The organism is Cyclonatronum proteinivorum, assembly GCF_003353065.1.
Taxonomy (GTDB): domain Bacteria; phylum Bacteroidota; class Rhodothermia; order Balneolales; family Cyclonatronaceae; genus Cyclonatronum; species Cyclonatronum proteinivorum.
Window position 1 is genome coordinate 2,798,761 of record NZ_CP027806.1, and the last position, 24,092, is coordinate 2,822,852.

The window sequence follows — 24,092 nt, forward strand, 5'->3', positions numbered from 1 at the left end:
TTTCAAATCATCGAATCATCGAATCATCGATTCATCGAATCATCAAATCATTGAATTTTTAAATCCTCAAATCGCCAAACTCTGAACCCTGAAATCTGAACTAATCCCATGCTACCTTTTTCCATTTTTGACGCTCCCGTTTCCGGACTGAACCTGGTCGAATCCTCGGCGGGGACGGGCAAGACGTACAGCATCACCTCGCTGGTCGTCCGCTTTCTCGCGGAGGGGCGCGTAGCCGGGCCGGGGAATCTGGTGGTCGTGACTTTCACCAAGGCGGCGACGCAGGAGCTGCGCGACCGGATTGCCGCGCGAATCCGGCAGGCGGCAGAGGTGCTGCGCATGCCGGATGAACCGGCGGGGGATGAGTTTCTGGAAGCGCTGCGTCAGCAGTTTGGAGGAAATGCCGACGCGCTCCAAAACCTGGAGCGGGCTTTAGGGGAATTTGATCAGGCAGCGATTTACACCATCCACGGATTTTGTCAGCAGGCGCTGCAGGAGTACGTTTTCGAGAGCGGCAGCCGCTTCGACATCACCTACTCGGGCAATGATGCCGAGCTGATGCAGGAGGCTGCCGATGACGTCTGGCGCAGCGAAATGAACCGCCTCACCGCAGCCGGCGAGACCGAACAGCCGCTGCTCATGTACCTGCTCGCCGGACTCCAAACCCCGGATGACATGCTCGCGCTCTTTCGTCCGCTCACAGGAAAGCCCTACCTGCGGTTCAGCGAGATGGATCCGGAGGAAGTCTATGCTTCCCTCGAAAACTATCGCGCCCTCGCAGTGGACCTGCTGCAAAAGTGGGATAAAAAAGAAGTGCTGAGTGTCATCTCAGAGGCCATCACCCGAAAAGACCTGAAAGGAAACATTTACAGACAAAACACGATCAGCACTGCAGTTTTGATGGTGGACAAATACCTGCTGGTCAGGGACTGGATGGGGTTGAGCGAATATGATCAGCTGGAGAAATTTACGGTTTCAAAGCTCCAAAGTGCGGTCAGTAAAAAAGGCACCCTGCCGGCACATCCGTTTTTTGATGCGGCACAGGCGTTCCTTGATTTCAGAATTACGGCCGTGCGGGAGGCCTTTTGCGTGCGGCTGTACCGTGCCTTTCTGGCACGTTTCGAAGTCCTCAAGGAGCAGCGTCGGCAGCGGTCGTTTGATGACATCCTGATCATGGCGCGGGATGCCGTGCGCGACAATCAGGAGATGCGGATGCGCCTGCGCGCGCAGTATCCGATTGCGCTCGTGGATGAGTTTCAGGATACCGACCCGGTGCAGCTCGACATTTTCAGGACGCTCTACGATACGGGCAGTCCCGATCATGCGCTGTACATGATTGGCGACCCGAAGCAGAGTATTTACAAATTCCGCGGGGCGGACATCAACAGCTACCTGCAGGTGCGCGACAAGCCCGGGGTGAACCGCTTCACGCTCGATAAAAATTTTCGCTCGGTCAGGCCGATGGTTGATGCGGTGAGCGCGCTGTTTACCTCGGTACCCGGCGGCGAGGACGGTCACTGGCCCGGTGGCATTCAGTTCACGCCCTCGCAGGCGCACCGCTCGGGGCTGGAATTTCGGACTGCTGACTTCGGCGCGACAAGCGACAAACCTGAGCCTGCTCTGCATTTTTTGCTGCCGGATGATGAGGTCGGGGAGAAAGAAAACAAAGATGAAGCTATAGACCGGATTGCGCATCAGGCGGCGAATGAGATAGCGCGGCTGCTGGGTGCGGACGGCACACCTGCGGAGGTATTCGAAAAAGAGGTCTGGCGGAAGTTGAGACCCGGCGATATCGCCGTGCTGGTGCGGGACCGCTACGAGGCCGCGACTTTCAAGAAGGTGCTGGGTTTGCACGGCATCAAAAGCGTGCACAGAAGCAGCGAGAGCGTTTTTCAGCAGGAGGAAGCGCAGTTTTTGCTCGAATTGCTGCATTTGGTGCGTGAAAACGCGCGACCGGCGCAGTTGCGCGCCTTCCTGTTTCGGGATGAAATCGGGCAGCGGATCAGCGACCTGCAGCGCATGGAGGCGCAGCCGGAGGTACTCTCGACAGTGATTGACGGCTTCGGGGAGCTGCGCCGGATTTTCAACACGAGCGGCTTCACGGCCATGCTCCGGCGCTTCCTGAATCAGGAGATTGGCCGTGTTGAGGGTCAGCCGGTTCGCGTGCGCACGCGCATCCTGAGCTTGGGGGAGGGCGAACGGATTTTCACCAACCTCATGCACCTGAATGAGCTGATCGACGCCTTCGAGCGCGAGCACCGTCCCGGCACGGACGCTCTCATCAAGTGGCTGGGCACCAAAATCAGCGAGGCGGGTACCCGCGACGAAGAGGGGGAAATCCGCCTCGATACCGATGACGATCTCGTTCAAATCGTGACCATGCACAGCAGCAAAGGGCTCGAATATCCGGTGGTGTTTTGTCCGTCGCTGTGGTATGTGAAGTCGGGGGGGCAGAGGGGGCTTTCCGCGACGCTTTGGTATGAGGAAGGAAAGACGCAGGCCGACCTGACAAATTTTCGGGCAAAAACAGATGAAGTACGGGCACAGGTAAAATTAGAGGAGCTTGCCGAAAGCTTGCGGCTGATGTACGTGGCCCTCACGCGGGCGCGGCTACGCTGCTATGTTTCAGTCGCGGCTTACAAAGGCAGCAAGGCCAACGCCCTCGCGTACGTGCTACGCGGTGAAATCTACGCCTTTGCTGACAAGCAATCAGAGCCTTACGACCTCGCCGATGCAGCGCAGGCTTTGGTGCAGAGCCATCCGGAGCTGATGCAGGCTACTGCGGATATTCCGTATGCGTACTACCGCGCAGATCAGGAAGAAGCGGCCGAACCGGAAGTGTTGCGTCCCGCGCGGGAGCTGCCGAAGCGGCCTGACTGGTACGTGACGTCCTATTCCGCGATCAAGAAACAGGGTGAAAAAAGCACCGGAAGCGGATATTCTTCCGCCGAGACAGATATCGAAGGCACGAAGCCCGATCAGATGCCAGCCGGCGAAACGGAACTCGGGAGTACAGGCAAGGAGGCCTCCGGCGAGCCGGAAGCACCTTTCACCCGAAAAAAAATAAAACCGAATGCTGAACAGCCGTCGCAGCCGGATTCGGGCATCTTTGCATTTCCGAAGGGGGCGCGGCCGGGGACGATGATTCACCGGTTGTTTGAGGAGCTGGATTTCACCCGGCTGGCGGAGGATGGTCCCGCGCTTGTGGCGCGCTGTCTGGCCGATGAGGGCTACGGGCAGGAATTTGCGCCCGCGCTGCTCGAAATGCTCCGACAGGTTCTGGGCGCGCAGCTTCCGGAATCGGGGGCGCGGCTCGCGGAGAAGGGTCCGGCGCAGACCGTTGATGAGCTCGAGTTTTACTTTCACCTCAATCGGGCGAATGCAGCGGAGATTGAGGCGATTTTAGGCGGGGCGCCGGGCGAAGCGGCCCCGGTCGGGCGTGAGGAAGGATTTATGACGGGTTTCATTGACCTGGTTTTTGAGCACGAGGGCCGGTTTTATATCGCGGATTACAAGAGCGACTGGCTCGGGGATGCGGCCTCGGATTACGGGGCAGAGGCGCTGTCGGAGGCGATGCAGGCGCGGGGTTATGCACTGCAGTATCCGATTTATCTGGTGGCGCTGAGCCGCTGGCTGAAGTCACGGCTCGGGACGGCGTTCGACTATGACAGGCACATCGGCGGGGCCTACTATTTGTTTGTGCGGGGGATGACGGCCTCCGGGGGCGAAACCGGCATTTTCTTCGACCGGCCGGATGCGGCGGTTATCACCCAACTTGATCACTATTTTAAAGGAGAAGGCCATGCAGCAGGACTTGTTTGAGAAACGGACTGAAGGAAAGAACCCGGAAGCTAATCCGCTGGAAATTTTTGAAACATCCGGGCTGGAAGAGCCGGTTGACCGGGCACTGCGTGCGTTTTTCCGTCGAAAAGGTGGGACGGATGAAATGCTGCTTTTGGCCGTTTCGCTGCTTTCCGCTGCGGGGCGAATGGGACACACGACGCTGCGCCTGCGCGACCTGAACGCGGATGCTGATGCCCTGTTTTCGCGTCCCGGTCGGGAGGTGAGCGGTCTCGGCGGGATTCGGCTCGATGCCCGACGCCTCGTGGAATCGCCTTTCGTGCACGTGCAGCGGGGCGAGGAGCGTCCGGAACGGCCCCTTGTTTTGGACGGTGACCGGCTGTATTTCAACCGGTATTTTTGTTTTGAGCTGGAAACTGCGCAGCGGCTGCTTTCACTCGCGGAGACTGAACAGTCTCAGGATGGTGCCGAAGCCAGGGATTCCGCAGAAAGCGGGAAGCTGTTGAAGCTGGTATTTGGAGAAGAGGAATCCGCGCTGTGGCAGCGGGTTGCGGGGGCAGCGGCGCTGAACCGGCGTCTGAGCGTGCTCACGGGCGGACCGGGAACGGGCAAGACGTACACCGTGCTGCGGCTGCTGCTTTTGTTGCTGCACCGAGCCGAGGCAGAGGGCCGGCGGCTTCGGGTCGCTATCGCGGCCCCGACGGGCAAGGCCGCGAACCGGGTGCGGGAATCGCTCATTGCCGGCATCGAGGACCTGCGGAATCCGCAGTTTATGGCGGCATTCCCGGAGCTGGAATCGCTGATTGCGCAAATTCCGGTGCAGGCCATGACGCTTCACCGGCTGTTGGGCGTGCTGTATCAACATGCGACTTTCCGGCACAGGCGCGACAATCCGCTGCCGCATGATCTCGTGATTGTGGACGAAGCATCGATGGTGCCTGCCGCGCTGATGGCGCGTCTGCTCGAAGCGCTGCGTCCGGAGGCGCGCCTTATTTTGCTGGGCGACAAGCATCAGCTGGCCTCGGTGGAGTCAGGCGCGGTCTTCGCCGATATCTGCCATGAACCGGAGCTGAACCGGTTTTCCGCGGACTTCGCGGACCGGGCTGCGAAGCTGGGCGTCGTGCTGCCTGCCGAAGCAGTTGCCGCCCCCGATGAAGCGGTGCCGCCCCTGCGGGACTGCATCGTGGAGCTGACGCACTCGCGGCGTTTCAGCGCGGAATCAGGGATTGGTCAGCTCGCACGAGCCATCAACGCAGGTGATGCGGATGCGGCTCTTGCCCTGCTGCAATCGGGTCGGGACGACGTGCGGCTGCTTCCGCCGCGGGTTCGGGACTGGCTGCCGGCGGTTTTGCCGGAGCTAGAGGCGCAACTCGCGGTGTACCGCAGCCCGGGCGTACAGCCGGAGCACTGCCTCAGCGTAATGAAGCATTTTCAGATTCTGTGTGCGCACCGTCGCGGCGGGGGCGGCACGCAGGAGGTCATTCCGCGCATCGAACAGGCGCTGGGGCTGCCGCATGAAAGCGGCTTCTGGTACGCCGGTCGCCCGGTGATTATGACCCGAAACGATTATCAGCTCGGTCTCTACAATGGCGACCTCGGTATCACGCTGACCTTGGCCGGTGAGGCGGAACAGGTGGGCGAGGAAGAAGGCTCGGCAGGGTTTCCGCTTAGGGTTGCGATGGAGGCCTTTGACCCGGTGCGATCCGTGCCGTATGTCGCTCTCCGCACCCCGGCACAGCTTCAGGAAATGGAAACCTGCTGGGCGCTGACCGTGCACAAAAGTCAGGGCTCGGAGTACGGCAAAGTCCTGCTCGCCCTGCCCGAACAGGACTCGCCCGTGCTCACCCGCGAACTCCTCTACACGGCCGTAACCCGCGCCAAAGACAGCATCCTGATTGCCGGCTCGGAAGCGCTGATCCGCGCAGCGATTGCGCGGCGTACGCGAAGATTTAGCGGGCTTGGGGAAAGGCTGGGGTGAAGAAAGGACACAGACGGGCTGCTAAGTATCAGTGCTTCAGGTTTTGGAGCCCCTGTCACTGTTGCACTTATTTGATACTGTACCGTTAGCCATAACCAGATCAGAAAATAGAATTTGATTTTCTTACTTTGAACTCATCACCCTGAAGTTGTCTTCTCAGAATTTTGCGTCGGGTTGGTTATCTTTCATTAAAATTCCTTTCATGTTCGGGTTCCTCCTCCGGCAGATTTTTCGATTCCCATAATGTTTATCGCTTTGTTCAACAGGTTCATCATATCCACCCTCTTTCTCAGCACTTTTCTTCTGATAAGCTCGTGCAATCAGGAACCGGATGACCTCATCCCAGAAGAAATTTATGTGGATCTGCTTGTTGAGTTTGAGCTGATTAATTTTGTGTACGGTGCCGAATCGGACAGCCTCGCACAGCGGGAATTTTTAAACCTTCTGTTCAATACCTACAACATTAGTCCCGAGCAGTTCGACCGCTCACATGAATGGTACGAACGCGATATCGAAGCACAAATTCAGCGAAAAAGGCGGGCGGTTGACCGGATTAATCAGGCGTACGGGCAGATTCACTCCAGGATGAGAGAACAAAATGAAGAGTAGTCTCAGCCCTGGGCAAACGTTAGGAGCGGTTTTCAGCACAGCTCATAATAAGCACCGGTAGCCGTGCGGTTTTGCCGCACGAGTTTCTCGCGCATCAACTGATTAAGGCCCGTACGCAAGGCTTTAGGTCTTATGCCGGTCTGCTCCGAGAGTCCGTGAATATGCAGCTTTTTATGCTTCCGCAGGGCGAACAGAATTTTTCGGATGGTCTCGGAATCCTGTTTAATCCCTTCCGCTGAAGACTTTTTGGCTCGCTTTACGCAGTTATCGCAGGTGCCGCACCTTGGCGGGTTTACCTCCCCAAAATACGTACGCAAGAAGCGGCTCCGACAGTCCGATGTTTCGCAGTAGGCCTGCATGTACTGTAGCTTTTTAAGGAGAATTTCCCGGTACTGCTCTACGACCACACTATCAAGGTGTGGCTTCAGCTCTCTGATCGTTGTGATCCGCACCATAGGATCACCGTTGAGCACCTTTGCGGTCAGAAGCTGTTCCCGCTGCAGCACTTCAAGACCGGACACAACGCGGTTGAAGGTAAAACCGGTCTTTTCTGCTACATAAGACGCTGAGAGCCAGACAATCTCATGCAGACTTCCCGGGCCAAACAAGCGGAAGATATCCTGTATAAACTGCCGCTTCCGCTCCGAATAATGGGTGTCCTGCGTGATTTGCCGGATAAGTCCTAAATCCATCGAAAACTGTACGCCAATTTGCCGGCCGGGCTCACTGCTCAGATCAAATAATTCAAGGCGCTTAAATATGCGCAGGGCCGCCATTATTTTGCCAGTACCGAACCCGCTGCGCTGCTCTACGCTTTTAAGATCCAGAATTTCCGCACGATCCATTTCAGAGCCAACCGCAAGATCGAGGGTGTCACACACACAATTATATATTTTGAGAAGCTGATCGCGGGTAGGATAACTGTTTTCGATTTGCTGCCGCATCACCGTAAAGGTATGCGGATTGTAGAGCAACACCGGATACCCCGTCTCCCCGTCGCGCCCTGCCCGGCCGGCTTCCTGATAGTAGGCTTCGAGGGAAGCGGGGGCGTCGTAGTGAATCACGTAGCGGCAGTCGGGCTTGTCGATCCCCATCCCAAAGGCATTGGTCGCCACAACGAGCGGCACTTTCCCGCTCACCCACTGCTCCTGCACTTGACTGCGCTGCCTGGGACTCAGTCCGGCATGATAAGGCTTCACGGCACGTCCGCTAACCTGCTGCAATTGTGCGGAAAGCTCGTTGCAGCTTTTTCGGGTTCCGGCGTAAATCAGCCCGGACCCCTGATGACGCTTAAACATGCGCTGCACGGCATGAATGCGGTCTTCTCCGTAATACACCCACCAGTGAAGATTGGGCCGGTCAAACCCTTTGGAAATAACCTTTGGCGTTTTAAATCCCAGCACCTTCACAATATCATCGCGCACTTCAGGCGTAGCTGTTGCAGTGAGCGCGAGCCATTTCACCCGATCGGCAACGGCTTCCATATTTTCCCGGATTTCCCTGTAAGAAGGCCGGAAGTCATGTCCCCATTCTGAGATACAGTGCGCTTCATCAATCGCAATGAGAGCCGGTTTGAGGTTCAGAAGTTCATACTGAAAAAGGGGTGTAGCAAGCCGTTCTGGTGCCATATAGAGCAAGCGGTACATGCCGTTCCGGGCATTGATGAGACGCTGCTCAATCTCGCTTTTGGTGATGGTGCTGTTGATATAAGTCGCCCGGATATTTCGGCTGTTGAGCTGCTCTACCTGATCTTCCATCAGGGCCACAAGGGGCGAAATCACGATGGTGAGGCCTTCAAGCACGAGCGCCGGCACCTGATAACAAAGCGACTTCCCGCCCCCGGTAGGAAACAGTACAAGCGTATCATTGCCCGCAAAAACAGATTTGACGACTTCATCCTGACCCGGTCTGAATTGCGGATAGCCCCAGTATTTCTGCAACGCCTGCTCTGCCTGCCTGAAAAGCTGATCAAGGGTATCCGTAGAAGCGTCGGGCATGATTTTCCGTTGTATGGGCGGCGTTGGAGGCGGATGCAGATCAGTTCTCGGCTACATCCTGTAGCTTACGCAGGTTATCTTCAAGCTGAAGCGCATCAATAACCCCGTCAATATCCCCTTTCATAAAATCATCGAGGTTGTAGATGGTGTAGTTGATACGGTGATCGGTCATGCGTCCCTGCGGGAAGTTGTAGGTGCGGATTTTGGCACTGCGGTCGCCCGTTGAAACCTGATTTTTCCGGTTGGCATCGCGTTCAGCCCGTTTGGCTTCGAGCTCCACTTCATAGAGTTTGGTTCGAAGCATCATCATGGCTTTGTCCCGGTTTTTGTGTTGCGAACGCTCTTCCTGACTGCCGACCACGATACCGGACGGAATATGCCGGATTCGCACGGCTGAGTCCGTAGTATTTACGTGCTGTCCGCCCGCACCGGAAGCGCGAAAGGCTTCAAATTCGAGGTCCGCCGGATTGATCTGAATATCAACTTCTTCGGCCTCGGGCAGCACCGCCACAGTTGCTGCAGAGGTATGCACGCGCCCCTGAGATTCCGTCTCAGGCACCCGCTGCACCCGGTGCACGCCGCTCTCCCATTTCATTCGCGCAAAAATATCTGTACCGCTGAGCATAAACACGATTTCCTTTACGCCGCCTTTGGCTGCGGGGGAAGAGTCAATGATCTCCACATTCCAGCGCTTGCTGTCGGCATAGCGGCGGTACATATTGAAGAGGTCACCCGCAAAAATGGCTGCTTCATCACCGCCGGTACCTGCACGGATTTCAATGATGGCATTTCGGGCATCTTCCGGATCACGGGGAACGAGCATCATCTTAATTTGCTGCTCGAGTTCGGCTCTTTTCTCCTGAAGTTCCTGCAGCTCAAGCTCAGCCATTTCAACCATATCGGGGTCTGATTCTGAACGCATCATCTCCTGCGCGCCGCTGAGTTCATCACCGGTTTTTTGCCATTCTTCGTAGGCGCTGATAATTTCACGGAGCTCAGCATGCTCTTTGCTGAAAGCGGTAAACTGCTTCTGATTGCTGTAAATATCCGGGTCGCTTAGCGCGACAGTGAGTTCCTGATAGCGGGATTTCAGCCGCTCCAGCTTATTTTCAATGTTCATACAGGCGTGTGGGTTTCAATTTGCTTATCTTGGTAAAATACGAAAATTCAGAGCTGCTAACGAACAGGAGACGACTGCATGAATAAACGATTCGGACTCCCCCCCGGCTTCAGGCTCGGGATCATCGGGGGAGGACAACTGGCGCGCATGAGCGCTTATGAAGCCTTCAGGCTGGGCATTCATACCGGTGCTGTGTGCAGCACTTCGGGTAAGGACCCGATGGAACAGGTAACGCCCGTCATTTTCAGAGGGGATGTATCCGACTATGACACGCTGATGAAGCTTGCCGAATGGGCAGATGTCATCACCCTTGAAAATGAGTTTCTGGACGGTGAAGTTCTGGAACGCGTGCAGCGGGATTCCGGCAAACCCGTGTATCCTTCCCCGAAATCGTTCAAACTGATTGAAAGCAAGCGCCTGGAGAAAGAGACCTTTCGGGACGCGGGCATTCCTGTAGCGGATTTTGTAGTTGTGGAATCGGTAGCTGCGCTTCAAAAAACGGGTGCGCGCCTGGGCTGGCCCTTTATTCTGAAGTCTTCCAAAGGCGGTTACGACGGATACGGCAATGCCGTAGTAAGCAATCAGGCGGAGGCCGAAGCTGCGTTCCGGAAATTTGGCGGAGAGTCGGGAAGGGAAGTTATTGCCGAAGAAATGGTGGACTTCACAAAAGAGCTTGCTGTTATGGTCGCCCGGAATGCGCATGGCATGGTATCCTATCCGTGCTGCGAAACCATTCAGCATCATCACATTTGTGCCAAAGTGCTGGCACCGGCACCCATATCGAGAAGCCTGAGGGACGAATGCGTGAGCCTTGCAGAAAAGGCTATTCAGGCAATCGACGGGATCGGGCTGTTCGGTTTTGAGTTTTTCTTAACCAAAGACAATGAGCTGCTGCTCAACGAGTCCGCACCGCGTCCGCATAATTCGGGGCATTTCAGCATGGAGGCCTGCTCGGTATCCCAATTCGAAACCCATGTTAGGGCGGTTTGCGGGCTCCCCCTTGCTAAGCCTGTTATGCGCTATCCCGCTGCTGTGATGATCAACCTTTTGGGCAAGTTTAACGGACCGGCAGAACTGACCCTTCCCGATTCAGAGTCCGCACATGAAGAAGTTCACCTGCATGTGTACGGCAAAGCGGAAAGCCGGCTTGGCAGGAAAATGGGGCACATTACAGTGCTCGGAAACAACCTGGAGAATACGCTGGTCACAGCCGACCGCATTGAACAGGCAACCATACTATGATTACGAATACACCTACAAAAACTACCATCTGAAGACGAGCACATGAGTAATTCTGAATACAAAGTACAGCCCGTTGTAGGTATTGTGATGGGCAGTGATTCGGACTGGCCTGTTATGAAAGCCGCCTTCAATATTTGCGAGCACTTCGATATTCCTTGCGAGTGCCGGGTTGTATCCGCACACCGAACTCCTGAAGTTATGGTTGCTTATGGCAAGGAAGCCCTGTCTCGGGGTTTAAAAGTCATCATTGCCGGGGCTGGCGGAGCGGCACATCTGCCGGGTATGCTGGCTGCCTGTACCCCCCTTCCGGTGATTGGCGTGCCGGTTGAAAGTAAAAGTCTGAAAGGCATAGACAGCCTTCTTTCAATTGTTCAAATGCCAAGGGGCATTCCGGTAGCAACCGTCGCGATTAACAATGCTGAGAATGCCGGGCTGCTTGCTGTCAGTATTTTGGGTGCTTTTAGTGAAGAAATTTCAGAGAAGCTTAAATCCTACCGCCAAAGCATGCATGATGAAAGTCTGAAAAAGACAGAGAATTTGACGTGATCAATTTTCCTTTCAGACACATCACAAAATCTTTAATGATGGGAATTACGGAAATTTATGATCTAACTTAAAAATCTTGAAACAGCTTCTAATATCCCGACTGCGGCAACAATCACATACGTAATAAAGCCAAAAATAAGAAGGAAAAAAGCCCCTGTCGTTGTTACAGATTCATTTCTGGTGCGCATATTCATCAACGTTTTTAGAATGCAAAATTTATATTGAATACTCTTATACAGTCCTATTGTACTCAGCAATTATAAGGGTAAACACGTAGTAAATTCAGTATTTTTCGATAAAACCCCCTCATTTATCGATGAATGTCAATCTTAACTGGACATAACTACTTTTTTGTCGGCAAGTCAACCCACAGGCTATATATACCTGATTATTTTAAGGTTGAAAACACAAGCTGTACCGTTTTGAAAATATGCGAAGCATAGGGGTTAGGGCACCTTTCAGTACGTATACCTACGGAATCCAAGCAGGTAATACTTCATGCTCTTCCCTTTTTCACTTTAAGAGCGTCATTTTCCGTACGATTGACGCTTCTTGCGTTCGCATTTCGTAGAAATATAGTCCTGACGATAAATTTCCCGAATTAAATATAACAGCGTGCACACCTGCAGATTTGGTGCCGTCTGCGAGTAACGCAACCCTCCTGCCCAAGCTGTCATACACCGTTAAACGAACGTCAGCGGTTTCAGGAAGTGCAAACCGAATAACCGTTTGTGGGTTAAACGGATTGGGGTAGTTTGGGAAGAGCTTTATCGTTGCGGGCATTTCCGCCAACGGTTCAGCAGAAGTTGCAGGTTCCGGCTCGATGATGAGAGAAAATACAGGCTGCGTAAACAGCTGAGCAGGCCCGGAGGCTGCTGTAAAAGGTTCCTGACTTCGACTCATCCCTTCCGATGTATGAAATAAATAGCTTGATTCTTCACGGAGGTTAATGTGTATACCTGTTTCGTGATGAATGAGTGTAAGCCCCCACTCTCCGGGTAACTGATCATCAATTACCCAGCGCATTTCAGATAAACCGGTAAAAGGCTCTGCATTGATAACTGCATACGGATACATGCCAACTTCAATCCTTTCAGTCAACCCCACCGGCTGTGACATCAGCATGTAGGGTTTAGGGTGCGATTCCGAGATTAACGCGAGATAGGCGAAATTATGGGAGAGCGGCCACAAAGCGGGTGCGTCGTAAGCAGATGGTTCTGTACCGCTTTCAAAGCGATCCCCGAAGCGCACTGCAGCTGCACTTTCATATCTGTCTGCTTCAAAAATAAACCTTACAAACGGTTCCGTTTCACCTGTTTCAGGTCTGAAGAAAGTTTCAGCGTTTTTTTCCCGGGTAATGGCCTCAGGCAGGATGGAAAGTGCCGGATTTTCATCAGAAGCACGAACCCAAAACGCCTGAAAAGGCGCGATATACGGAGCCGTCGTAACATCGGGTATCGGTACACCGCCCCCCATCTCCATGAGCCGGTACTGCTGTGCGGCAGGCTCCCAAACCCATGCAAAAATATCCATATCAGCAGCCTGCCATCCTTCAGTCTTACCCCAGTCGAGCCATGCTGCAAACGGGTTACCAAGCAGATTCCAACCATTCGTTTGGCCGTCAAAAGCGGTATGCAGGTTTTCAAAAGCATAAGGCACCATACCATTTTCAAACCAGGGAACCTGCCCGGAAACCCGAAGGGGTTGTGAGAAATCAACCGGAGCGTTTGTATCATCGGGCGGATTGTTTTCAAGCACATAAACAAGTGCGCCTACTCCCGGAGAAATGGCATTTTCTGCAGGCGGCGTATACGCTGTATCTTCTGACTCTGCCGTGAAAAACAATACGGAGGAATCCGATCCCGGAATGTTTTCATTAGCCCCCGGAAATCCTTGCGTCCACAACGGCTCGAGTAAACCGCCTGTTCCTGCAATTGCGACTGGAACCGGACTCGCAAGGTTAATCCAATGCCCCTGATTGCCACCACTACTCTGAGGCGAAGTAATGAGACGCTCAAAATTCAGCTGTGGCTGCAGTTCGCCTTCATCCCATACGCTTGCACCCGAAGCTACTGTGATACTTGTGTCATCCAACAGAGTCAATTCACCGGATTCCAGCGACAGCAGCCCAGTAATTCTAATATGACTGCCCTCCGTAAGCTGCACCTTACCCGCAACTTTAGCGATCACCAGTTCATCAGCTGACCACACCGGTTGCAGGTTTAATGTCTGATCCGCGGAACCTTCTATTACAAAGCGCCATCCGTCGGTATGCTGTAAGGCTGCTTCAGTATGAATCAGCGAAAGGTCGCCCCGAATGGATACTGTTTTGGGGTTATCCAGGGCTTTGAATGCTGATTCCAGAATAGCCAGCGTCCAAAAGCTGCTTTCTGAAAGCTCAAGATCAGGTACCCCGCTGATGGTTACGGTAGTACCGTCAGCTACATGCTCAAAATCGGGTGGCTGCCCCCCCTCGATGTGTATGGATGTGTTTTCATTCATATAAACAGATCCATTGATTTCAGCCTCTGCATGCAGGTGTACGGGAAAAAGCCCGTCACCCAAAACCACGCGCGCATCAGTACCGCTTACGGGCAGCGGTTCATTCAGGATCAGCGAGTCAGGCGAAACAATGTGCCAGCTGACCCCATTGAGGGCAAATGATTCAGGTATGCGACCGCTACCGTTTGGATTGCTGGCCCAATTAGATACATCCGACAGCGAGCCCGACCCCCGGTAATAGAATGCCTGTGGCGCAGGCAGCGACTCGAGATAGCCGGAAAGAAACGGGCTCAGGTCAATTTGGTGAATGCGCTGCGGCACAGTTACGGGAAACGGCGTGGTAGTACTCGCAAACTCATTGGTTGCGTAGTAGGTAAGGCCGTCTATAGTCGTAATGGCCTCAAGCTGATGCAGTGCGAAAGAGAAGAGGTTAAAGTTAAGCTTGCGCTTGTTGCCACCGAAAAAATCATCCCCCTGAAAATCATACAACAGCCAGATAAAAGGCGGCGTCGTGACTTCCGGGAAGTTATAGCCAATCAGCGCAATCAGGCGCTCTTCCGGCAAATAAACGGAACCCGTGATCAGGCCCTCTACATCAAATGTTGCAATGTTTTCAGCTACATGCGTTCCCGCCTCATTAGGCATGCGGTACACGCTCGTTTGTCTGCTTGTCCACTGCTTGGTAAAAACATAGATAAATTCGTCCGTAACAATAAATGCTTCTGCATCATAATCCGTGATCAGTGATCCTCCGGGGCTGAAATCTGTCTGATCATCGTAGCTGTAAGCGATCTCCTCCACAACCATTTCTCCCCTCAGCAGCGCCTGCTTCTCAATTTTATAGATTTTAAGATTGGTGCGGCTGCCATAGTTGTTACCTATATCTCCCATATAGAGATAGTGCTCATCCTGCGTAAGCTCTTCCCAGTCGTTATTGGTGAGGCCGGTCAGCTCTAAAGCCTGTATATCAAGCGGATCATCGAAAGTGAACCCATAAATATTGAGATCATTGCCATCGTTGTGGGACCAAAACAGATTCTGCCAGACAATCATCCCGGAAGTCCCTTCCAGAACAGGGGCAAGCTCTTTGCGCTCGGTGAAGGTGATGGTTTGTGATGCATAGGTACAGCTGCCGTCGTTAACTGTAGCCTCTGAATTGTAGTTTTGTGCAAGCGGATCCGTACATCCCGGGATTTCGGTTGCAGCAGCTGCAAAAGACAAACCCGAAGTTGGCAGTGCTACAAATAAACATAAAACTGCGAAGACTTTATATAAATGATTTACCCGTGCTTTCATGAGATCCACCTTGTTTGCTGTTATAAAAAATAAATTTGCAAAGTGTCTGTATAAACTGCCAATGAGCAGACTGAGTTATTAACTTTATTTGCTTTGTTATGGCTGCGAGCGATTCTTCAAGACTGAAGTCAAACCAGGCACACTATGTAAGTTAATTATTATATTTTGAGTAAGCCTAAAACAAATGTAAGCCAAACCAGATTGAGCCCGCATTTTCCACCAATCTAAATTTAAACTTTCATTCAGCTGATAAAACCCTTCTAAGTATAAATAATGCGGGTTGATGTTTTCGCAAATCATCTTTACCTGATTCCTTACATATACCGTAGCAGACACAACGCTTTTTAATAAAAAAATCCAAGTCAAAACCGTCTTCATCAAGATGAGCATAAAACCACGCCTCCGACAACAACTTCTAACTTAACAGAGTGGGGCTAATCTACTAATATGCTTACATTTTGACGGGTAATGACCGTGTCAGCTTCAATTGCGGGAAGCTGCAGCTGAACCGGATGAATCCCGTCTCCAATAATAAGCTGACTCCCATTTCCCTCCAGGATCAGCGGCTTGTTACTTTGATGCTCGCCCTGAGTGGTCAGCACCCAGCTGATATTTTCTCCGCTGAAATCTGCCGGACTTCTTCCTGAGCCGTTGGGATTTGTGAACCAGTTTGTGGGGTCGGTCAGCTCCCCAAAGCCACGGTAGTAATAGCGGTCCGGGGGCGGTAAGCGGCTCAGGTAATCTTCCAGAAAGGGACTCAGATCGAGTTCATGGATCATCTGAACAGATCCGAAGCGGAAGGGTCTTCTTAAACCGGCTTGTTCATTGGTAAGATACCAGCTTAGCCCGTCAATGGTCGTAATGGCTTCAACCTGCATGGGCATGAACTGAAGATAATTCAGGCCGATTCGCCGTTTGTTTCCCCCGAAAAAATCATCCCCTTCAAAATCATAAAACAGCCAGATAAACGGAGCTGAGATAAAGGGGAAATTATATCCGACAAGCGCGAGCAGTCTTTCTTCCTGCAAATACATGGCACCGGTAATCATCCCTTTTGCATTGAAGGCATTTACCCGCTCAGCTACATGCGCTCCCGCCCTGTTGGGTATGCGGTACACAGTTGTGGAGAGCGTATTGATTTCTTTCGTGAAAATGTAAATGTATCCGTTCTTCAGGATAAATGCTTCACTGTCGTAGCCGAAGCCCGGCTGTCGCCTCGAATAGAAGTGTTGCTGATCTTCATACCTGTAATGGATGATTTCATAGCGCAGGTCTCCGTTGCGGAGATGCAGTTTATCGACTTTGTAGATCAGCAAGTCCCTTCTGTTACTGTAGTTGTTGCCGATATCTCCTACATAAATGTAATTATCGTCCTGAGCAATTTCCTCCCAATCCACATTTCGCAAGCCGTTCAGCGTAATGGTTTCGAATGACATAGGGGCTTCAAACGTAAATCCGTAAAGGTTCAGGTCACGGTGATCGTTTTGGGTCCAGAATTTGTCGTTCCAGTAAATCAGGCCGGAAGACTCATACGCGCGGCTTGTTATGCGGCTACGCCGTTCGTATGAAATGACGGTACGCGGATAAAAACAATTTCCGCTTGGGTAGGTTGCATCCGCGTCGAAATTGAGCGCAAGCGGATCGTTGCAGCCGGGTAAATCTAAATCGCGACCAGCGTAGTTCACATAGTAAAAGAAACCTGCAATGACGGAAATCCCAATCAGTAAGACAGCGCCCACAATACCTGCAATAATGCGAAATATCTTCGCCCGGGTTAAACGAGCAGTCATGTCTTACATTAACTTTTTAAGCAGTTTTCTTACTGATACTCTTTGATCATGCACTGCAGCGTATCTTCCATTTTTTGCTGGTGCTGTAGGCGGTCATAAATTGTTGGCGGTGCAACACGTTCTTTGCAGTCGGTAATTCCGCACCGTTCGCAGGTCTTGTTAACCGTGAGCAGTTTGATACGCTCGTCATTCCAGAAACGAACCCGTCGTTTGAACTTTTCGGTCATTACAAAGCCGAGCGTCACGCAGGAACCGACCTCAGGGTTTAACACCAGTGGTCGCGCCATAGACACGCAGAAGTACTCATTTTCGGTATTGTGAAAACGGGACTTCTGAACGCCGACTATAGGCGTTTTACTGCCATTTGTCTTCCCTTTTGCAGCGGCAAGTTCTTTTAGCAGGATGAGAGTAATCCAGCGGCGGCAGTAGTGCTCATTCAAACCTATCCCGTGCGGCTGATGCAATCGGGAAAAATGCAGCTCCTTAGTGAGCGTGTAGAAATCGGTAGGCATGTGATGGTTAAACCGCAGGAAATAGAGCTGATCAATCTCAAAATAGTGGGGCAGCAGCTGAGAAAGCCGGTGAAAATACATTTCCGGTGTTGCGTCAAAACGCTGCATGATACCGAGGAAGGCTTTACCGTCCCACTGTGGCTTTTTGAAGAATTCACGCAGCTCAGCCAGAATTTCGGTACGGGGAATCAGGAGTGCCCCCGCAAAATAGGAAGTCTTAAAATTGTTGAGCAGTTTATCAAAGGTATCCACATTATTCCAGACAGAGTAATGTGCGCGTTCTTTGAGCTTAAGCTCTTTAAAACCGATTTCTTTGGCGATCAGGAATTTTTTTTGCGCTTCAATAAGCTTGTCGTTGAGCAGTAGCTTTGGCTTTTTGCCCGGCACATGGATGGCCCGAATGCCGTCTATGGCGTCTTCCCGCTTAAAAGGTTGCACCTTTACTTCAATGCCGTAGTTCTGATGCAAAAGTTCCCCTAAAGCTGCCGCATTTTTATTCCTGAAATCAAAGCGCGAGTATTTGCGGATATAGCTGTCAACCTTGGTTTCTATGTCCTCAAAATAGTTGTTGTTCATCTCCTGATAGGAACGCATGGCTGCAAAAAGCAGATGCTCGACCCGCATATCATAGTTTCGGGCAATTTTGGAGAAGGTATCGAGCAATGCAGAAAACTTCATGGGCGAGTTGCTCATCAGCTCCATGATATCGGAGGTTTCCAGGCCGAACAGCTCAAACGGTATATCCTGCAGGGTACCGTCGCGCAGAATATCGCTGAGAGGATTAAGTTCTGCCTCAAGCTTAAGGGATACAAGATCATCGTAAGAAATGTCAAGAGCTTCAGCAAGCGCAACTATTTTGTCGGCCTTGGGATACTTTTTTCCTTTTTCTATCTCATTCAGATAAGAAGCTGAAACACCGGACGCGGCAGACAACTCTTTTAAAGACAGATTCTTTTTACTTCGAAGCTGATTCAGTTTCAGTCCGAAAATGAATTTCAGGTTTTGCTCGTCCATAGTATGTGCAAAATTATGATTTGAATGATGCGATGAACAGTCCGAACAGGCTTGGTAGAGAGTGCGTGAAAACACAACATAAAAACGGTATTCAGTTCAGGCGAATAATCATTTTTAGAAAATTTTCGCTATTAGCGAATTTAAGGGTTTCGAAATGATCGTGCAACAAGCAGCAAAAAAATTAATTTTAGCGAATATCTATTTTTAGCGAATTTTCGCTTGACAATATAAATTCGTTAGCTTACCTTAATTACGTGATACAGCATTAAGCCTTCAGTCAACCAAAATTTGTCTTATGAATACATCAACCGAAATAGAACTGAAGATTCCCGAAGGAGTCGTTGTTACGGATAGAGCCCTTACGCCAAAAGCGAAACAAATCTTTACCACAGAAAACCTTGAGGTGCTTGCAGCACTTCACCGTAAGTTTCAGTCTGATAGAAAAGCGCTTTTAGCAGAACGCAATAAGCGTCAGGCTGCCTTTGATAATGGCGCATTGCCCGAGTACGAAGACACAAATACAGAAGCGGCCTCCGGCAACTGGATTGTGAATCCCATCCCCGAAGATCTCCGCCGCCGCCGGGTTGAAATTACCGGGCCGGTTAACTCTGCGAAAATGGTTATCAACATGCTTTCCCGGAACAGCGACGGCTACCGGGCGGATATGGCCATGCTGGATTTCGAAGATTCTATGAAACCCAGCTGGGAAAATGTGCTGGACGGCGTGCTGAACGTGCAGGGCGCAAGTCAGGGTAACCTGAGCTGGACCGACCCTTCAAACCCTGCCAAGCATTACGAACTCGACCCCAAAGATATGGCCGGGGTGATGGTTCGTGTACGCGGCCTGCACCTCGATGAAGTGAATGTAACGATTGACGGCGAACCGGTTTCCGGCGGAATTTTTGACCTTTGGATGACCGCCTGTACCATGGTCGAAAATCAGATGAAGCGCGGCAAAACGCCCAAGTACTACGTTCCCAAATGCGAACACTACCTCGAAGCCCGCTGGTGGAACAACGTGTTCTCCGAAATTGAAGAGATACTCGACGTTTCTCCCGGCACCATCAAAACCACTTTCCTGATCGAAACCCTGACCGGCGCTTTTCAGATTGAAGAAATTCTGTTCGAATTACGCGAACGGGCAGCCGGTCTGAATGTAGGGCGCTGGGATAAAATCTTCAGCGATATCAAAGTGCTGAAAACCCACAGGGGCCGCATTATGGAAGACCGTGCGACCATTAACATGCACAAATACTGGATGGATAATTACGCCAAACGCCTGATCAAAATCTGTCACTCGCGCGGTGCTTTTGCCATCGGCGGCATGTCGGCCTTTACTCCGGGTAAAACCGAAGAAGCCCGTGCCGAACAAACAGCCAAAGTTGTAGCCGATAAAGGATACGAAGCAGCCATCGGTCACGACGGGTGCTGGGTTTCCCACCCTTACTTCATTGGCTATGCGCTCAACGAGTTCAAGCACGACAATCAGCTGAGTCGCACCCTCGATGACTTTGATAAATACCCCGACATCTTGCCCAACTCCAAAGGCGACTGCACTATGAAAGGCCTTCGCACCAATGTTCGCGTTGGTATTGGCTACATGCAGGGCTGGAATCAGGATATCGGCTGCGTAGCCTGGGATGGCCTGATGGAAGACCTTGCTACCCTTGAGATTTCCAGGGCGCAAACCTGGCAGTGGCTGCACCACAACACCACGCTTTCCTGCGGTACGAAAGTGACCAAAGAACTCATCCACACTGTTTTCGAAGAAGAGCTGGAAAAAATTCTGGCCGAAGTTGACGAAAGCCTTTCCGGGAAAAATGACGCTCTTGCAAATAAACTCAAAAAAGAGTTTACGCAGGCGGCAGCTGACGCGGAAGCAGCTTTTGTGAAAGACGAGCTTGACGACTTCCTGTCCATGGCCTCAGATCCGGCCTGATCGTACGGGAACATGCTGTAATTAAGCTTTTGTATGTGCGCGGGGCGATAGATTAGCCCCGCATCCTTCAATCTATACCAACCTTTTTGATTCAACCGCAACATCTGTCCTTCATTCACCACAATCAACCTCACGGGTTATTATACTTATGAAAAACGCAAACGAACTCGAACAATACTGGAACACCGATCCCCGCTGGAATGGCATCAAGCGTGCTTATACCGCTGAAGACGTCGTAAAACTCCGCGGCAGCGTACAAATCAAATACACCCTGGCAGAAAACGGCGCCCACAAACTCTGGAAAGCGCTTCATACCGAGCCCTACATCAATGCCCTGGGCGCTCTCACCGGCAATCAGGCCATGCAGCAGGTTAAAGCCGGCCTCAAAGCCATCTACCTGAGCGGCTGGCAGGTTGCAGCCGACGCCAACAATGCGGGTCAGATGTACCCCGATCAGAGCCTCTACCCTGCGAGCAGCGTACCCGATGTGGTTCGCCGTATCAATCACGCCCTGCAGCGCGCAGATCAGATCCATCACTCTGAAGGCGACGACAGCGTTGACTGGTTTGCCCCTATCGTAGCCGACGCCGAAGCCGGTTTTGGTGGTCCCCTGAATGTGTTTGAACTCATGAAAGGCATGATCGACGCGGGTGCAGCCGGTGTGCACTACGAAGATCAGCTGGCTTCCGAGAAAAAATGCGGTCACATGGGCGGCAAAGTTCTTGTCCCGACTGCGCAGTTCATCCGCACGCTCACAGCAGCCCGTCTGGCCTCTGATGTTTGTGATGTGCCTACCGTACTCGTTGCCCGTACTGACGCCAACGGCGCCTTCCTGCAAACCTCCGACATTGATCCTTACGACGAGCCGTTCATCACCGGCGAGCGTACCGCGGAAGGCTTCTTCCGGATTCGCGGTGGTATAGAATCTGCGATCTCCCGCGGACTTGCCTATGCCCCGTATGCAGATCTCGTATGGTGCGAAACCGCCAAACCCGATGTAGGCGAAGCCCGTGAATTTGCACAAGCCATTCACGAGAAGTATCCCGGCAAATTACTGGCCTACAATTGCTCCCCTTCCTTCAACTGGAAAAAGCACCTCGACGAAGCAACCATTGCAAGCTTCCAGAAAGACCTGGGCGAAATGGGCTACAAGTTCCAGTTTATCACCCTCGCAGGTTTCCATGCCCTCAACTACAGCATGTTTACCCTCGCGAAGGCGTATAAGGAAGCCGGCATGTCTGCCTACTCCAAACTGCAGCAGCAGGAATTCGACACCGAGAAAGACGGCTATACCGCTACCCGCCATCAGCGCGAAGTGGGAACCGGCTATTTCGATATGGTGAGTAACACCATCACCGCAGGCGAATCCTCAACGCTGGCGCTGAAAGGCTCTACCGAAGAAGAGCAGTTCTGATAAGGCAATGCCAACAAAAGAAACACGCTATTATTAGTGAATCACAACGCAAACATTTGTATTGGTTAGTTCATAGCAGTCCGTAAGGCTGAAAACCTGCCGGACCAACTTAACACTCTTTCTAAACGAAAGGTCATATTTCTATCCCAAAACACTCAAAAAGGGCGCTCTGAACGGGCGTCCTTTTGTTTTTTTTACAGACCTTTCGGGTTCGGTGAAGATAAACCGGCGCTACCCGCAAAAAAGCATGGGACGTGCTGCAGGATTGAAGGTACAAATTTGCCACGAAACCGCTGATGTTAACGGTATTCCCCCTCCTATAAAAATAAATCAGACCGAAACGGCAGCGCAGCAGACACTCAGGCCCCGGGCACAGTCTAAGAACCCACACCTACCTCTGCATGACGACCAAAGCGCAGCAGATCTCAATCCCGGACGAAAAAACCCACCCTCCGGGAAGTGCGTCTGCCCCGAAGGATGGATTTTAAGAATTAATTCAAACGTGCGCGGTTCCGAACTGCAACCTACACGTTAAAGCGGAAGTGCAGCACGTCGCCGTCTTTCACAAGGTATTCTTTGCCTTCGCTGCGGAGCTTACCGGCATCGCGGGCGGCGGATTCTGAACCGTGTATCACGAAATCGGCAAAGGCGATGGTTTCCGCACGAATGAAGCCCCGCTCGAAATCGGAATGTATTACGCCGGCGGCCTGCGGGGCTTTGAAGCCTTCGCGAATGGTCCAGGCGCGGACCTCTTTCTCGCCAGCCGTAAAGTAGGTAATCAGTCCGAGCCGGGCGTATGCAGCACGGATCAGCAGGTCAAGCCCCGCACTCTCGAGACCCAGATCCTGCAGAAATTCAAGCTTGGCTTCCTCATCAAGCTCGGCGATTTCCGCTTCAATACTTGCACAAACCACAACGGTCTGCGAACCACGGCTTTCAGCAAGTTCCCGAACCTGTTGCACATAGGGATTGTCGGCCCCGCTGTTGGCGATGTCGTCTTCCGAAACATTGCACACAAAGAGCACAGGCTTCTCAGTGAGCAGGAAAACATCTTTGTAGGCTTCCCGCTGTTCCTCCCCGATTTCAAAGGTACGCACCGGCTCCCCGTTCTCAAGGTGCTGTTGCAGCCGCTCTGCAACCTCAAGCTGCGCCTTCATCACCTTATCCCCGCTTTTGGATTGCTTTTTCAGGCGGTCGATACGCTTTTCTACGCTCTCCAGATCTTTGAACAGCAGCTCCGAATCGATAATGTGAATATCCCGAACCGGATCAACGCTGCCCTCTACATGGATAACATCGTCGTTTTCAAAGCAGCGCACCACGTGCACGATAATATCTACCTCGCGGATATGCGACAAAAAAGCATTGCCTTTCCCCTTTCCTTCCGAAGCCCCTTTCACAAGGCCTGCGATATCCACAAACTCAATATTGGTGGGAATGGTCTTCTTAGGCTTCACCAGTTCCGTAAGCTTGGTCAGACGGGGATCCGGTACCGGCACAATGCCCACATTGGGGTCAATCGTACAAAACGGAAAGTTCGCGGCTTCAGCGCCGGCGTTTGAAAGTGCATTAAACAGGCTTGACTTTCCGACGTTCGGAAGGCCTACAATGCCACAGCGTAAACTCATAAATCAGAGATTAGTATCGATATAAGGTTGTTGGATAAAAATGCGGTCGGGCAGCACAACAGCGGTCAGCTTTCCATAATGGCGGTGATAGGCATAGCAGCATCCTGTGTCTATCCCTATTTTCAGTGGTTCATTCATGGGTACCCGCATGGGCGTATGGCCAAACACCACGGGCTTTTCCCACTCAATCTCTTTTTCGCGCACGTGACTCCTTTCCCAGAGAAAATTATCAACATTATCCCACTCGAAGTTGGTCTGAATGCTGACATGCGGATTCATGCCCGCGTGCACAAACATGAACGCCTCGGTATCATAGTACATCAGCGTTTCATTGATGAAAGGGTAGTAGTGAGACGCCAGAAAGTCCTCCGGCCACCTTCGGAAGCCGAATGATTTCAGGGTGCGGTCGCCGCCATTTACGGTCCACATTTTCGAATCACCATCAATAGCGGCCTGCAGCATCATTTCCTCATGATTGCCCCGCAGAAACACGCACTTCTCTTTGGTTTGGAAAGCCATCAGCAAATCGATCACGCCTTTGCTGTCCGGTCCGCGATCGATGTAATCACCCAGAAAAACATAGGTCGCACCGGAGTATGCTGAGAGCTTGCCCAGCAGCGCGGCCAGGCTTTTAGGGCAGCCGTGAATATCTCCTATTGCAATAATTTTTTCAGAACGCAATGACTTGTTAGTTTTGGGGTTAG

At 52.1% G+C, this 24,092-nt stretch carries 15 protein-coding genes; 7 read left to right on the plus strand and 8 right to left on the minus strand.

Annotation, left to right across the window (positions count from 1 at the left end; all coding sequences use genetic code 11):
• The first annotated feature begins 108 nt into the window (after positions 1 to 108).
• From recB to CYPRO_RS10670, 3 genes are all read left to right on the plus strand, one after another.
• Positions 109 to 3,822: an exodeoxyribonuclease V subunit beta gene (gene recB / locus CYPRO_RS10660; RefSeq protein WP_114984598.1), complete on the plus strand. Its 3,714-nt coding sequence runs from the start codon at positions 109 to 111 to the stop codon at positions 3,820 to 3,822.
• A complete protein-coding gene (recD, locus tag CYPRO_RS10665) occupies positions 3,803 to 5,779 on the plus strand; it encodes an exodeoxyribonuclease V subunit alpha (RefSeq protein ID WP_164682715.1) in 1,977 nt (658 codons plus the stop codon). The genes recB and recD overlap by 20 nt, the downstream gene beginning before the upstream one ends.
• 243 nt (positions 5,780 to 6,022) lie before the next feature.
• Positions 6,023 to 6,388: a DUF4296 domain-containing protein gene (locus CYPRO_RS10670; protein WP_114984600.1), complete on the plus strand. Its 366-nt coding sequence runs from the start codon at positions 6,023 to 6,025 to the stop codon at positions 6,386 to 6,388.
• 32 nt (positions 6,389 to 6,420) lie between these two features.
• Here CYPRO_RS10670 and CYPRO_RS10675 read toward each other — a convergent pair whose 3' ends face one another.
• Positions 6,421 to 8,385 carry a RecQ family ATP-dependent DNA helicase gene (locus tag CYPRO_RS10675; RefSeq protein WP_114984601.1) on the minus strand — a complete coding sequence of 655 codons (1,965 nt, stop codon included), beginning with the start codon at positions 8,383 to 8,385 and terminating at the stop codon, positions 6,421 to 6,423.
• A gap of 40 nt (positions 8,386 to 8,425) precedes the next feature.
• Positions 8,426 to 9,499, minus strand: coding sequence for a peptide chain release factor 1 (prfA, locus tag CYPRO_RS10680; protein WP_205730356.1), 1,074 nt, complete (start codon positions 9,497 to 9,499; stop codon positions 8,426 to 8,428).
• 84 nt (positions 9,500 to 9,583) lie between these two features.
• On the opposite strand from prfA, the gene CYPRO_RS10685 reads away from it, so the two are divergent.
• On the plus strand, positions 9,584 to 10,747 hold the full coding sequence (locus CYPRO_RS10685; RefSeq protein WP_114984603.1) for a 5-(carboxyamino)imidazole ribonucleotide synthase: 1,164 nt from the start codon (positions 9,584 to 9,586) through the stop codon (positions 10,745 to 10,747).
• A 42-nt stretch (positions 10,748 to 10,789) separates the two neighbouring features.
• On the plus strand, positions 10,790 to 11,293 hold the full coding sequence (gene purE / locus CYPRO_RS10690; RefSeq protein WP_114984604.1) for a 5-(carboxyamino)imidazole ribonucleotide mutase: 504 nt from the start codon (positions 10,790 to 10,792) through the stop codon (positions 11,291 to 11,293).
• A 62-nt stretch (positions 11,294 to 11,355) separates the two neighbouring features.
• On the opposite strand, the gene CYPRO_RS16855 is transcribed toward purE, so the two are convergent.
• From CYPRO_RS16855 to CYPRO_RS10705, 4 genes are all read right to left on the minus strand, one after another.
• Positions 11,356 to 11,481, minus strand: a complete 126-nt coding sequence (locus CYPRO_RS16855) for a hypothetical protein (RefSeq protein ID WP_270049182.1) — start codon at positions 11,479 to 11,481, stop codon at positions 11,356 to 11,358.
• Between the two features lie 325 nt (positions 11,482 to 11,806).
• Positions 11,807 to 15,016 (minus strand): T9SS type A sorting domain-containing protein, encoded by a 3,210-nt coding sequence (locus tag CYPRO_RS10695; protein ID WP_164682717.1) that lies wholly within the window; start codon positions 15,014 to 15,016, stop codon positions 11,807 to 11,809.
• Between the two features lie 509 nt (positions 15,017 to 15,525).
• Positions 15,526 to 16,881 (minus strand): hypothetical protein, encoded by a 1,356-nt coding sequence (locus tag CYPRO_RS10700; protein WP_114984606.1) that lies wholly within the window; start codon positions 16,879 to 16,881, stop codon positions 15,526 to 15,528.
• 29 nt (positions 16,882 to 16,910) lie between these two features.
• On the minus strand, positions 16,911 to 18,407 hold the full coding sequence (locus CYPRO_RS10705; RefSeq protein ID WP_114984607.1) for an XRE family transcriptional regulator: 1,497 nt from the start codon (positions 18,405 to 18,407) through the stop codon (positions 16,911 to 16,913).
• 295 nt (positions 18,408 to 18,702) lie between these two features.
• Here CYPRO_RS10705 and CYPRO_RS10710 point away from each other — a divergent pair, with 295 nt between their 5' ends.
• Together CYPRO_RS10710 and aceA are read left to right on the plus strand one after the other, a co-directional pair.
• Positions 18,703 to 20,346, plus strand: a complete 1,644-nt coding sequence (locus CYPRO_RS10710) for a malate synthase (protein ID WP_114984608.1) — start codon at positions 18,703 to 18,705, stop codon at positions 20,344 to 20,346.
• Between the two features lie 148 nt (positions 20,347 to 20,494).
• The gene (aceA, locus tag CYPRO_RS10715; protein WP_114984609.1) at positions 20,495 to 21,760 is read left to right on the plus strand and encodes an isocitrate lyase; all 1,266 of its coding nucleotides are present in this window, start codon (positions 20,495 to 20,497) and stop codon (positions 21,758 to 21,760) included.
• Between the two features lie 524 nt (positions 21,761 to 22,284).
• Here the strand turns inward: aceA and ychF are convergent.
• Together ychF and CYPRO_RS10725 are read right to left on the minus strand one after the other, a co-directional pair.
• Positions 22,285 to 23,388, minus strand: coding sequence for a redox-regulated ATPase YchF (ychF, locus tag CYPRO_RS10720; protein WP_114984610.1), 1,104 nt, complete (start codon positions 23,386 to 23,388; stop codon positions 22,285 to 22,287).
• Between the two features lie 3 nt (positions 23,389 to 23,391).
• The gene (locus CYPRO_RS10725; RefSeq protein WP_240644737.1) at positions 23,392 to 24,069 is read right to left on the minus strand and encodes a metallophosphoesterase family protein; all 678 of its coding nucleotides are present in this window, start codon (positions 24,067 to 24,069) and stop codon (positions 23,392 to 23,394) included.
• Between the last annotated feature and the right edge of the window lie 23 nt (positions 24,070 to 24,092).

What these genes read in the sequence shown, in the direction of transcription:
- recB (WP_114984598.1), top strand. Translation starts at nt 109, where the DNA reads ATGCTACCTTTTTCCATTTTTGACGCTCCCGTTTCCGGACTGAACCTG.
- recD (WP_164682715.1), top strand. Translation starts at nt 3,803, where the DNA reads ATGCAGCAGGACTTGTTTGAGAAACGGACTGAAGGAAAGAACCCGGAA.
- CYPRO_RS10670 (WP_114984600.1), top strand. Translation starts at nt 6,023, where the DNA reads ATGTTTATCGCTTTGTTCAACAGGTTCATCATATCCACCCTCTTTCTC.
- CYPRO_RS10675 (WP_114984601.1), bottom strand. Translation starts at nt 8,385, where the DNA reads ATGCCCGACGCTTCTACGGATACCCTTGATCAGCTTTTCAGGCAGGCA.
- CYPRO_RS10685 (WP_114984603.1), top strand. Translation starts at nt 9,584, where the DNA reads ATGAATAAACGATTCGGACTCCCCCCCGGCTTCAGGCTCGGGATCATC.
- purE (WP_114984604.1), top strand. Translation starts at nt 10,790, where the DNA reads ATGAGTAATTCTGAATACAAAGTACAGCCCGTTGTAGGTATTGTGATG.
- CYPRO_RS16855 (WP_270049182.1), bottom strand. Translation starts at nt 11,481, where the DNA reads ATGCGCACCAGAAATGAATCTGTAACAACGACAGGGGCTTTTTTCCTT.
- CYPRO_RS10700 (WP_114984606.1), bottom strand. Translation starts at nt 16,881, where the DNA reads ATGACTGCTCGTTTAACCCGGGCGAAGATATTTCGCATTATTGCAGGT.
- CYPRO_RS10705 (WP_114984607.1), bottom strand. Translation starts at nt 18,407, where the DNA reads ATGGACGAGCAAAACCTGAAATTCATTTTCGGACTGAAACTGAATCAG.
- CYPRO_RS10710 (WP_114984608.1), top strand. Translation starts at nt 18,703, where the DNA reads ATGAATACATCAACCGAAATAGAACTGAAGATTCCCGAAGGAGTCGTT.
- aceA (WP_114984609.1), top strand. Translation starts at nt 20,495, where the DNA reads ATGAAAAACGCAAACGAACTCGAACAATACTGGAACACCGATCCCCGC.
- ychF (WP_114984610.1), bottom strand. Translation starts at nt 23,388, where the DNA reads ATGAGTTTACGCTGTGGCATTGTAGGCCTTCCGAACGTCGGAAAGTCA.